Annotated in this window: 11 protein-coding genes; 6 read left to right on the top strand and 5 right to left on the bottom strand. The window is 63.4% G+C overall.

Annotated elements, in window-relative coordinates:
* Positions 1-263 precede the first annotated feature (263 nt).
* Together EPB08_RS07755 and EPB08_RS07750 are read left to right on the top strand one after the other, a co-directional pair.
* Entirely contained in the window at positions 264-719 is a 456-nt protein-coding gene (locus tag EPB08_RS07755; protein WP_130618474.1) for a hypothetical protein, read from the top strand.
* A gap of 637 nt (positions 720-1,356) precedes the next feature.
* Entirely contained in the window at positions 1,357-1,668 is a 312-nt protein-coding gene (locus EPB08_RS07750; protein ID WP_130618473.1) for a HigA family addiction module antitoxin, read from the top strand.
* A 22-nt stretch (positions 1,669-1,690) separates the two neighbouring features.
* Here EPB08_RS07750 and EPB08_RS07745 read toward each other — a convergent pair whose 3' ends face one another.
* Positions 1,691-2,347: a glutathione S-transferase family protein gene (locus tag EPB08_RS07745; protein ID WP_130618472.1), complete on the bottom strand. Its 657-nt coding sequence runs from the start codon at positions 2,345-2,347 to the stop codon at positions 1,691-1,693.
* A 310-nt stretch (positions 2,348-2,657) separates the two neighbouring features.
* Complete coding sequence (locus EPB08_RS07740; RefSeq protein ID WP_165418434.1) at positions 2,658-3,851, bottom strand: winged helix-turn-helix domain-containing protein; 1,194 nt, start codon at positions 3,849-3,851, stop codon at positions 2,658-2,660.
* Positions 3,852-4,614: 763 nt separating this feature from the next.
* Here EPB08_RS07740 and EPB08_RS07735 point away from each other — a divergent pair.
* The 3 genes from EPB08_RS07735 to EPB08_RS07725 are packed head-to-tail and all read left to right on the top strand — an operon-like array spanning position 4,615 to position 6,375.
* Positions 4,615-4,977: a PadR family transcriptional regulator gene (locus EPB08_RS07735; protein WP_130618470.1), complete on the top strand. Its 363-nt coding sequence runs from the start codon at positions 4,615-4,617 to the stop codon at positions 4,975-4,977.
* Positions 4,977-5,900, top strand: a complete 924-nt coding sequence (locus tag EPB08_RS07730; protein ID WP_130618469.1) for a sensor domain-containing protein — start codon at positions 4,977-4,979, stop codon at positions 5,898-5,900. Before EPB08_RS07735 ends, EPB08_RS07730 begins: the two co-directional genes overlap by 1 nt.
* Before the next feature lie 31 nt (positions 5,901-5,931).
* Positions 5,932-6,375, top strand: a complete 444-nt coding sequence (locus EPB08_RS07725) for a DUF1579 family protein (RefSeq protein WP_229238251.1) — start codon at positions 5,932-5,934, stop codon at positions 6,373-6,375.
* A gap of 217 nt (positions 6,376-6,592) precedes the next feature.
* Here EPB08_RS07725 and EPB08_RS07720 read toward each other — a convergent pair whose 3' ends face one another.
* The 3 genes from EPB08_RS07720 to EPB08_RS07710 form a co-directional block, all read right to left on the bottom strand.
* Entirely contained in the window at positions 6,593-7,795 is a 1,203-nt protein-coding gene (locus tag EPB08_RS07720) for a DUF1501 domain-containing protein (RefSeq protein ID WP_130618468.1), read from the bottom strand.
* A gap of 9 nt (positions 7,796-7,804) precedes the next feature.
* Complete coding sequence (locus tag EPB08_RS07715; RefSeq protein ID WP_130618467.1) at positions 7,805-9,361, bottom strand: DUF1800 domain-containing protein; 1,557 nt, start codon at positions 9,359-9,361, stop codon at positions 7,805-7,807.
* A gap of 240 nt (positions 9,362-9,601) precedes the next feature.
* A complete protein-coding gene (locus tag EPB08_RS07710) occupies positions 9,602-9,889 on the bottom strand; it encodes a hypothetical protein (protein ID WP_130618466.1) in 288 nt (95 codons plus the stop codon).
* Between the two features lie 104 nt (positions 9,890-9,993).
* Here EPB08_RS07710 and EPB08_RS07705 point away from each other — a divergent pair, with 104 nt between their 5' ends.
* Positions 9,994-10,602 (top strand): class I SAM-dependent DNA methyltransferase, encoded by a 609-nt coding sequence (locus EPB08_RS07705; RefSeq protein WP_130618465.1) that lies wholly within the window; start codon positions 9,994-9,996, stop codon positions 10,600-10,602.
* Positions 10,603-10,841 lie beyond the last annotated feature (239 nt).

Genomic DNA, 10,841 nt, shown 5'->3' with positions numbered 1-10,841 from the left:
GCCAAGAGGGGTAATAGGGCGGTGAACTGCAAGATTGATGCCCGCGGGCGTTGCTGTTCGTGGCGTGGACTCATCATCCGGTGGGAGGGTAGTTTCTCGGCTGGATGGGGCGAAGATAAGCTGTGGCCCGTGGCTACCTCCATTCGCTCATTGCTGTCGTGGTAAGCGATGCGAAACCGTGAAAATTGAAGGACACGAGATTGCTTTCGAACCATGACGGATGCGCGAAAGCGGCTTCAAGCCAATTTATAGGGAGGGAGATGATGGCGCGAAAGATGTCGCTAGAGCGGGAGCGTGAATTCGATGAACTCCGCGCTTATCTTGGCTTTTACGCGACCTGCATGTTGGGGATCGATCCGGCCTCGGCAACTCATCCGATCAATGAGCTGGCGCGCATCGTGGAAGATTTTGGCAGATCACGTGCTCTCGAAGGTCTGCGCCAAGCAGCCAATGACACCATCGAGGATGCCGCACGTTTTTCGCCGGCGGAGATGGAGGCGATCGATGGCAAGTTTCGGTCCGCTGGAGTCGTCACCGTTTCCGAAATCAGGCGGCGCTATTCGAAGTCCCTTCGCCGTATCGTCGAGCGCGGAATCATTCGCAACGAAACGGAATACTATCTGGTGAATGGGGTGATCGTTGATCAATCCAACGGCACTTCAGGTGGTGAGCGCGAGGTCTTGCAGCGCCTGCTTGATACGTGCGAAACGCGGCCATGACGATATTGGCAATGTCTGCCTTCGGCCCAATGCGGACGTGTCAAGATCAGCTGGATCCACAAAGTCATTGCGTGCCGACACGTGCGTCGGCACTTGGTCTGATAGTTGCGTGGTGATCGCTGACAGGCTGGTCGAACGCGCTTTGCTAATTTCGGCAGGCCACTTCGGCGTTGGCAACGACGCAGGCTGGTGGCCTCGACAGCGATGTCGTGAAGCGCGGGTCGCGGTGCTGCAAACACCGACGACCCGCTGACCATAACCAACGATCATGGAGTTGATCATGGCTGCACGCGATCATACGGGACGCATTCGCCCGTCCATTCCCCTCGATGGCACCCTCACTTCCCATCACGCGGCATCGCGCCGTGCGGGCCGGGCGGTACATGGTGACCCGCGTCGGCGCTCGCCGACAGCCACCAGCGGCAACGCTTGCATGCCGCTTGTTGACCCAAAAGCTTGATATCAAGCTGGAAGTGAGCATTTCTCGCACCCGTTGATCGTTTCCGCAGCGCACCGGCCTGTCGGTCGGTGCGCTGTCCCTCAGTGATCACGGACACCCATCCCTGGCGTGTGCTTACACGGAAGCCTGTAGGGCTTGATCCGTCATTGGGCCGTGCCTGACAGGAAAGGAAGCCCCATGTGCCTCATCAAGATCGATCCGCTGATGGACTTTGACACCTCGATGTTGCTACGCAGCCCCGGTGACGTGTTATGGAACGACTACCTTCAACCCAACGCCATTCCGCTGTCGCGATTTGCGCGCCGCACCGGCATCTCGTTGACGACGCTGCGGCAGATCACGCTCGGGCGTCGGCGCATCAATGCCGAGTATGCGCTGCGCCTGTCCCTGGTGATGGACCCGACGCCTGCCTACTGGCTGGTGCTGCAGGCGCGCTATGACCTGGCGATGTTGAGTGTGGAACGACACGCGCGGCGGCGGGCCAGGTAATGGCCCGGCCGTTTCGCCCTTGTCAGCCGGGCGCCGGATGGCTTGCCGTGTTGAACGCCAATTGGGCGGCAAAAGCGCGCTGGTAGGCGGGGCGTGCCTCGCCTCGGGCGACATAGGCGGCCAGGCTGGGAAACTCGTTCAAGATGCCGGACGGCCGGGTCCTGAGCAGCACCGACACCATGACCAGGTCGCCCGCACTGAACGCGCCATCCAGCCATTCCGCATCACCCAGGCGCGTGGAGAGCTGGCTCAGCCGGTGACGGATGCGATCCGCGATGAGAGGCATGCGCTCCTTGCTCCACGGCTTGTCGCCCTCGGTGAACCTGGCGACGACGGTTTCGAGGATGGGCGGCTCGACCGTGTTGAGCGCGGCAAACATCCAGGTGATGGCCCGTGCCCGGGCGTTGGCGTCGTCCGGCAACAAGCCCGGATGGTGCGAGGCGATGTGGAAAATGATCGCGCCTGATTCGAACAGCGCAAGATCGCCTTCCTCATAGGTGGGGATCTGGCCGAACGGATGGACGGCCAGATGCGCCGGCTCCTTCATTGCGGCGAACGACACCGGGCGCACCTCGTAAGCTTGGCCGGTTTCTTCCAGCGCCCAGCGAACGCGCGTATCGCGTGCCAGCCCCATGCCGCTATCCGGCGAGCGTTCAAAAGCGGTAATGGTGACGGTCATCGGGGTTTCCTGTGACTGGGTTGCTCGGCACTCTCCTGGGAAAGGATCGTGCCGACGGTGGGCTTTGCCCAGGGGCGATGTTCTGGCCCTCCTTGAAATGACGACGAACGGCCGGTTGCCGAATCGACATGGCCATCGCCAAAGCTCATGACTTTGGCGCGATACGCAGGCCAGGGAGAGGCGGCACGCGATACCGCCGAGGCGCGGTCGACGCTTGGCTTGCGGCGCATCGATGATGGCTGTGCGCGTGGGATTGTCGGCAGGAGGGTGGGCGGCGAAGGGACTTCCGCCAAAGTTCGAAAGGGAGGTTTCATGGATTGAGGCGCTTGAGAGCGTTGGGGACGCTGGTACTCTGCGGGTCGACCTTGCGCACGTCGTTGAACACGCGCTGCGCATCTTCCCGGCGTCCCTGCTTCCAAAGCACCTCGCCCAAGTGCGCGCCAATGGCCGCGTCCTTGTTTGTCGCCCACACGCTGCGCAGGGTCTGCTCCGCCTGGTCAAGATGGCCCAGGCGGTATTGCAGCCAAGCCCAGGAGTCTTCGATGGCAGGGTCGCCTGGGCGGGCCAAGCGGGCCGCTTCAATCAGCCGCTGCGCTTCGGGCAGCTCACGGTTGGCGTCGGCCAGTGTGTAGCCGAGCGCGTTGCGCGCATCGGTATCGTTGGGTTTCAGCGCCAGCAAATGACGGAAGTCGTCTACGGCCTGGTCGATCTTGCCTTCGTCCGCATAGGCAGAGCCACGGCCATAGAGCAACGCCGGTTCATCGGGCGAGACCTGCAGGGCTCGGGTGAACGCTTGCTCGGCCTGTGCGTACAGCTGTTCATCCATATAGAACGTGGCGTCCGCCTCGTAAACGCGACGCAACTTGGCTGGCTGGTCGCGGTAGTCGGTCTGCATCTGAGTCAGTCGCTCGTGCGCTTCAGCACCGCGGCGAGTCTCGTGCATCAGCACGGCGCTGTGCAGGTCGCCGTCGAAAGCATAATCGTCGTTTTGGCGGGCGACGTGCCAGTGAGCCATGGCCATCAGCAGGCCCAGGGCGGCCACCGCAGCGCCCCATCCGACAAGCCACACGCGGGACCGTTTTGTGGCGGAGCGCGCACGACGGGTGTCCAGCATCGTCGCCAGTTCCTGGCTTGTTGCTGCGGCAATCGGCGCCGATGAAAGAACTGATGTCTCCGCGATGGCCTGTCGGCGTTGGACGTTGCCTATGAAGCGATAGCCAAGCGTATGAACTGTGGCGATATAACGAGGCTCGCCGACCGAGTCGCCTAGCGCATGTCGCAACTGAGAGATGACGCGACTGAGCACTCCCGGCGTGACGTGCCGGTGTCCCCACGCAATGTCCAGCAGCAAATCCTTCTCTACCACCTCGCCCGCGTTCTCAAGCAGCGCCACCAGCACGGCATAAGCCTTTGGCTCCACCGACACGTCTTCATGCGCGCGCTCAAGCCGATGAGTGTGTGGCTCGACGATGATGTCATCGCACTGGTAGATCCAGTGGATCATGGGCTCGCTCTGGGTCATATCTGCGACCACGTGAGGTTCCCTGAGCGAATGAGCATGCGCGCCGCGTGAAAAATAGCTATCTGCCAGAGGTTATAAACGGCATACAAATGCCGCGAGGCAACGGGCAGTACGGTCCATGACCTTGGCGCGCGTGTCGACAGGATCAAGCGTTTCCTTGGAGCCAATCAGTCCTGCCACACCCGCGGACGGCTACTTCGACCACGCTATATCGCTGGCGTCCATACATTTGGCGACGCGGTGGAGGCGATTCATAAGGCGGGACTGTTTCATCTCAAGTGGGTTGATGGTCACATGCACCATGTGCGGACGATCTCGAGGGATACAGTTGAAGCCATCACCGATCGTGGCGCACGGCTCATCGCCGGCTATCTGAAAGGCGGGTCGTGAGAAGGCTGGCGAACGGGCATGACGGCAAAGTACGGGCGCGTCTGGGAAGCAAAGCCTGTACCGCTTGGTCCTACGACGCACTGATCTTTGCCTGGTGTAGGAATGCAACGTATGTGCGCCCCCAAGTAAATCAAATGCCTCGATGGGTGACGTCGAGGCCTGCCGTGGTATGCCGATAACTAAAGCTTGTGCGCGAAAAGCCCACAAAGCGATCTCAAACGCCCGTTCGGGCCGCCCTCGGGGTACGCCTACTAACACCAGGCCCCCAGCCGGCCCCTCATGACTTCAGGCCCATGTACTACTGTTAACTTCGCACTATGGTTCACTCCAAGGTAACCAGCAGTGCGGGTGAGCTGTGGACGACAATGCCAGCCATCTGAAGAAATTCCAGAAAGAGCTGTCGGCGGGCACCGTGTCCCTGGTGCTGCTGGCGGTGCTTGGGCAGTCGCGTCAGCCGATGTACGGCTACCAGATCGCCAAACGTCTGGAAGATGTGGGGGAGGGGGTGCTCTCGGGGAAACAGAGCGCGCTTTATCCCGTGCTGCGCAATCTGGAGGCCGCCGGGCTGCTCGACAGCGAGGTGGAGCCTTCCGTGAGCGGGCCGCCGCGACGCTATTACCGCATTACGAAGCCGGGGCGCGAGGTCTTGCGCGACTGGGTGGATGCCTGGAACGCCACGCGCGCTTCCGTCGATGCCGTCTTGCAAGGAGGGGTGTAATGAACGCACCACGCACGATTGCCGAGTACCTCAAGCAGCTGCGCGACGCACTGCGTGGGGCCGATCCGGCATTGATCCAGGATGCGCTGTACGACGCGGAAGAACACCTGCGCGCGGAGCTGGCCGAGAACCCGCGACGCACCGAGGCGGAGATGCTTGCCCACGTGGTGGGCAGCTATGGCGCGCCCGACGAAGTGGCGGACATCTATCGCGACCAGGAGATCAAGATCCAGCGCGCGCTGCGCACGCCGCCGCCGCCCAAGCGCCGCTCCGCGCTGGGGCGCTTCTTCGGTGTCGCCGCGGATGCACGCACTTACGGCGCGTTGTTCTACATGCTGCTGTCGCTGGCGACCGGCATCTTCTACTTCACCTGGGCGGTCACCGGCATTTCGCTGTCGGCCAGCCTGTCGATCCTGATCATCGGCCTGCCGTTCATCGTGCTGTTCTTCGGCAGCGTGCGCGTGCTCTCGCTGATGGAAGGGCGCATCGTGGAGACCATGCTGGGCATGCGCATGCCGCGCCGCCCGGTGTATCCGTCGCCGCCGATGGGGTTGATGAAGCGCATCGGCCGCATGTTCACCGACCTGCATACGTGGACCACGATCTGCTACATGTGGCTGATGCTGCCGCTGGGCATTGTGTACTTCACGCTGGCGGTGACCTTGCTGAGCGTGTCGGTGGCCTTCATTGCCTCGCCGCTCGCACTCGCTGTCGACCGCAGCCGGTTCGGCGGCGTGTTCACGGATGGCCAGCCGCTGATCAGCTGGGGCCTGGGCTTCCATGAAATCGGCTGGACCGACGTGACCATACTTTGCATGATCGGTATCGTGCTGCTGTTCGCCACGCTGCACCTTGCACGCAGCCTCGGCATCATGCACGGCCACATCGCCAAGGTCATGCTGGTGCCGCGCGACGGCGACTGAGGCAGGACCTCGGGCCATGGGAGGCTATGACATGACGATGTTCGACGCGTTGGCCGGTGAGTGGACTGGCGACGAGGAGATCGCGACGACCCGCTGGGGACAGGGCGGCCCGGCCAGGGGTTCGGTTCGCGCGGGGCTGGAGCTTGGTGGCCGGACGCTTGTGCAGGACTATCGCCAGGAGCGCGACGGCAAGGCGGTGCTGCAGGCACACGCGGTCTTCGTGGCTGGCCCCGAACATGACCAATACGCGCTGTACTGGTTCGACAGCTACGGATTCGTGCCCGCCAACCCCGCCCCCGGCCTGTGGGACGGGCAGCGCCTCACCTTCGTACGCAGCTCGTCGCGCGGTCAGACGCGGCATGTCTACGCCTTGGAAGGCGGAGATGTCTTCACGCTGCGCCTGGAGAGTTCGTTCGACGGCGGCGTGAGCTGGGAGCGTGTGATGGATGGGCGTTACCGCCGCCTGGGCGCGTAACCGGAGAGCATTCTGTGGGAGCGCACCCTGTGCGCGACAAGCCTACGGAGAGGAAGCACTGGAGCTCTGCGGTCGCGCACAGGGTGCGCTCCCGCATAGTGATGATGTGGCAAGTGGTTTTGTAGGAGCGCACCCAGTGCGCGAAAAGCCGACGGAGCGTTGGGCCCATGGTCCGCGGTCGCGCACTGGGTGCGCTCCTACAGTTTTGCGAGGGGCACTACGCCAGCTGCAAATCCCGCGGCCGCGAACCGGGGAACACGCTCTGCAGCTGGCTGCCCGATAGTCCCCAGGTGCGCCCCAGCAACCCGCCCAGCATGTCGCGATAGTTGGTGAGCACCGGGTAATCACGATTCTGCAGCAGGCTCTGCGCATTGATCGCGACCTGGTCGCCGGCGATGCGTCCGCCGTTGACCTTGCCACCCAGCACCCAATAGACCGTGCCGTGCCCGTGGTCCGTGCCTTTGTTGCCGTTCTCGCGGAAGGTGCGGCCGAACTCCGACACCACGACCACCACGGTGTTGTTCCATTCGTCGCCGAGTGCATCGGCGTAGGCAGCCAGGCCCTTGCCGAGGTTGCCGAGGTTGTTGGCGAGCCCGCCGGTGACGCTGCCCTGGTTGACGTGGGTGTCCCAGCCGCCGACATCGACGAAGCCGAGCCGGTACTGGTCGCGCATCATGGTGGCGATGCGTTGCGTTTCCGCCGCGAAGTTCTTCGCGTTGGGCGCGCCGCGGTTGGCCTTCATCATCTCGTCCTGCAGTTCCTTGGACACGGTCTGGCGCAGTTCCAGTCCGTCAGCGGCCGCGGAGGCGAGGCTGGTGTCCTTGTACATGCCGGCGAGGATGCCCGCCTGACGTTCGTCGAACACCGGCTTGGTGTTGCCGCGCAGCGAGATGTTGGGGATGTCATGGTTGCCGCCCTGGAAGCTGAGCGGCAGCGCATCGGTAAAGGCGATCGACGGCACGCTGCGCATCTGGCCCGACAGGCGTGCCATGAAGCCGGAGCGATAGTCGCTGCGCTGGTTGCTGGGCTCGCCCGACTCGATGTTGTCCTGCGTCTCGAAGTGGCTGCGCGAGAGATCGTCGGTACCGGCGAACGGTACGAAGGCCACCTGGCGCTTCTGCCAAAGCGGATAGATCGAGTCGCGCAGCACGGGGTTGAGGCCCCAGTGGCTGTCGAGCGCGATCGCGCTGTTGGGGTTGTTCGCATCCGGACGCGCGATTGCCAGCGTCGGGCGCGATTCGTAATAGAAGTCGCTGCCGTAGGGCACCAGCAGGTTGTTGCAGTCGTAGCCGCCACGCAGGAACACCAGCAGGAATCGCGGGCTGCTGGCCGGCGCCGCGAACAGGCGTCCGGAGAACGAGAACGCTGGTGCAGCGATGGCAGCGGCTGCCGCGGAACGAAGAAAGTCGCGTCGGTTCATCGATACACCTCAGCGGTAATTGAAGTCGGGCGAGGAGAGCAGGAAGGTGTTCCATTCCTGCTGGGAAATGGCCTTGGCGAGCGCGTCGCGCGTGGGGGCGCTCAGGCGCGGGTCGACCGTCTCGTAGTAGAGCTTGGTGGTCAGCATCGGGAAGTCGCCGCCGGAGCGCGGCATGCCTTCGGGCGTCAGCAGGCGGTTGTTGCCGGTGCCGATGGCGCCGGCGATCTCGAAGCGTTTGGCCATCTGGCCGGAACTGGACCAGCCACTGCCGTCCAGCGGCCAGCCATCGGGCGTGAGCCGGCCGAATACCGGTTCGCCAAGCTGGTTGAGCCAGTTGATGAGCGGCTTGGCATTGGCGATGGGCTTGCCGTCGTAGGCGACGCGCACGGACGACACCACGAACTGCATCGGGTCCTTGAACTTCTTGCCGTAGCTTGAGGCCAGCTCTTTCGACTCGAGCATGGTGCGCAGTACTTCGGCGATGTCGCCGTCGGTGCGCTGGAAGGTGTGGGCCATCTTCGCCACCAGTTCCGGCGGCGGCTGATCGGCCACGAAGTATTCCGCGAGCTCGCGCGAGATGAACTGCGCACAGGCAGGCTGGCGGGTGATCAGGTCCACCGCCTTGGTCACTTCGTCAAAACCCGAACCCCTGATCTTCTGGCCCAGCAATACCTTGTCGCTGTAGTCGTGGCGCTTGGGGTTGAATTCGAACAGACCATTGCGCACGAACATGGCGGCGAAACGCGGATGTTCGCGCAGGGCAGGGCGATCGCGCAGAGGCGCCACGCCCGAGCCGGTAAGGATCAACGCTAGCTGCTGCACGTCCTGCTGCGTGTAGCCCGAACCTACCCCGAGCGTGTGCAGCTCCATCAGCTCGCGCGCGTAGTTTTCGTTGACGTGGTCCTTGGCGTTCTGCGCGTTGTCCAGGAACTCCATCATGGCCGGGCTCTGCAGCGTGGCCATCACCAGGTCGCGGAACTTGCCCAGCGCGTGCGGACGGATGGTGTTCTGTACGTAGTCGGCGGCCACCCAGCGCACGCGGCCCTTGGCGCCGTAGATGCTGAAATGGTTGAGCCAGAACCACACCATCTGTTCCTTCAGCTGGTTCTGGCCGTAGACGGCATGCAGCAGCTCGATCTGCTGCGCCTGCTGCAGCAGCTGGTTGGCGTGCTCCTGCTGGGCCTTCTTGGCGGCGGTCTTGTCGTCGCCGTCGGGCATGTTCTTGATCTTTTCCTGCTCGTCGCGAAGGTTCGCCAGCAACTGCTCGGTGGGCGTGTTGGCGACTTCGTAGCCGGCGATCAGGGCGGTGATCGGCTGGGGCAGTGCATCGCTGCCATGGTCGTCGAGCTGTTCGTCGAGGAAGCGGGAGCGTCCCAGTTCGCGATAGTGCTCGACGGTCGCGCTGTCGAGGTCGAAGCCATCACGGCGCAGCCACTCGACGTCGTCCTGCGACAACGGATGGGCACTTCGTGCGATGGCGCCTGTGGGCGCTACCGCGACGACGAGCGCAAAGGCAGCCAGCAGCGGGCGGAGGGCAAGGCGAACCGGCTTGGGTGTAAAGCGCATGCGTCGGGATTCCTGGCGGTGAGGGCAAGCGACGGCGTGGATATGGCTGTGTGAACGCAGGAAGTGGCGTCCGGACTACCGGCACGCAGCGAATTTATTCGACGGGGATTCATCCGGCGCGGGCTGGATGGCGATCGACAGGATGGCGCAAGCGTGGCGTTCACTCCATGCCCTCCTCGCTCCCCAGCGTCGAGGCCGTGCATGGTCGCTTCCTGGAGGTTCCGGAAGGAGCAAAGGAACTCAGAACTCGTCGACGAATTCCACGACGGCCCCGAGGATGGTGGCTTCCACTTCGGTGACGGCACGCACGGCGTCGGCGTGCAGATTGTCGCCAGCCTGCACTTCGATCAGGAACAGCTCGCTGCCGTTGTCGTCGACCAGCTCGCTCGAGCTGGAGTCGTCGCGCAGGAAGTTCGAAGGCTCTTCCAGTTCCTCGATGTGTTCGATGCCATCGATGCCGTGCAGCGTTGTGAGCAGGGTATCCGCGTCGTCGCGGCTGCCGGTCATGCGGATGCGGATCATGGGCATGGTGGGCGGCTTCCAGTTTCCAGCGACCCCATGCTCGCCCAAGCCATGTTCAGGGCAGGTGAGCGCTCCTGCTGGGCTACCATTCATGCTTTGAGGAGAGCCCCGTGCCCAAAGTCTACGATCGCGCCTATTTCGACAAGTGGTATCGCCATCCGGATCACTCGGTGGCTTCGCCGGCCGAATTGCGGCGCAAGGTGGCGATGGCCGTGGCACAGGCGGAGTACTACCTGGGACGCCCCGTGCGCAGCGTGCTCGACGTGGGCTGCGGAGAAGGCGTGTGGCGGGCACCTCTGCGTGCATTGAGACCCGACGTTCACTATCAGGGCGTGGATGCGAGCGAATACGCGGTGGCGCGCTATGGGCGAAGCCGCAATATCGGTCTGGCGCGCTTCGGCCAGCTTGAATACCTGCGCTTCGATCACCGCTTCGACCTGATCGTGTGCACCGATGTGCTGCACTACCTGAAGCCGGCAGAAATCCGCGCGGGGCTGGCGGGTATTGCCGACATGCTGGAGGGCGTCGCCTTCCTCGAAGTCTTCACCAGTCGTGATGGTGTGGATGGTGATCTGGAAGGTTTTCATTCCCGCGCGCCGTCGTGGTACCTGCGCGAGTTCACGGGCGCAGGACTGATGCCGTGTGGTTCGCATTGCTATCTGGGGCCAAGGCTGGAGCGCCGCATCGCCGCGCTGGAGCTGGCGCAACTGCCGTCCTGATCATCAACACCTCAGCTTTTGTGGGAGCGCACCCTGTGCGCGACAAGCCTACGAAGCGGAAACCCTGAGGCGTTGCGGTCGCGCATAGGATGCGCTCCCACAACACGGCTCCACTTCCGCACGGGACCACTGCCCGCTTTTGTAGGAGCGCACCCTGTGCGCGACAAGCCTACGAAGCGGTAGCCCTGAGGCGCTGCGGTCGCGCATAGGATGCGCTCCCACAACACGGCTCCACTTCC

Origin of the sequence: Dyella amyloliquefaciens (assembly GCF_004296575.1) — a bacterium.
GTDB classification, from domain to species: Bacteria; Pseudomonadota; Gammaproteobacteria; order Xanthomonadales; family Rhodanobacteraceae; genus Dyella; species Dyella amyloliquefaciens.
The sequence above is the reverse complement of the archived record's forward strand: the minus strand, read 5'-3'. Positions and strand labels throughout refer to the sequence as shown.